Source organism: Flavobacterium cheonhonense (assembly GCF_035671315.1).
In the GTDB taxonomy this organism is placed as follows: Bacteria; Bacteroidota; Bacteroidia; order Flavobacteriales; family Flavobacteriaceae; genus Flavobacterium; species Flavobacterium cheonhonense.
This window is the reverse complement of record NZ_JAXAVY010000026.1, coordinates 1-481: the sequence shown is the minus strand read 5'-3', so window position 1 is coordinate 481 and position 481 is coordinate 1. Positions and strand designations below refer to the sequence as shown.

The window sequence follows — 481 nt, the reverse complement described above, 5'->3', positions numbered from 1 at the left end:
GCCTGTAATAAATACTCAAGCTTCTAATATAGTTGTTGAATGTGATGGCCATGGAAACCAATCAGCATTAATGAATTGGTTACAATCCAATGGTGGTGCATCGGCATCAGACAACTGTTCTAATGTAACTTGGACTAATAATTTCAATACAATGTCTAATGATTGTTCTGCTGCTGTAACTGTTGTATTTACTGCAACTGATGCATGTGGTAATGTAGCTACAACAACTGGTACATTTACAATCAACGATACTCAAAATCCTGTAGCGCCTGAAGCTCCGGCCACGGTAACAGTAGCTTGTACAAGCGAAATTCCTGCTATGGTAGCATTAACTGCTACTGATAATTGTTCTAATACAATCACTGCTCAAGGTGTTGACGCAATCGCTCAAGGTGACTGTGCTAACTCATTCGTAGTAACCAGAACTTGGACTTTCGTTGATGCTTGTGGAAATACTTCTTCAGTATCTCAAACTATCAAT

Annotated in this window: 1 protein-coding gene; it reads left to right on the top strand. The window is 39.1% G+C overall.

The features are described from left to right. Positions 1–70: 70 nt before the first annotated feature. On the top strand, positions 71–481 hold a 411-nt coding region (locus tag SK086_RS13610; protein WP_456151913.1), incomplete at its 3' end, for an HYR-like domain-containing protein.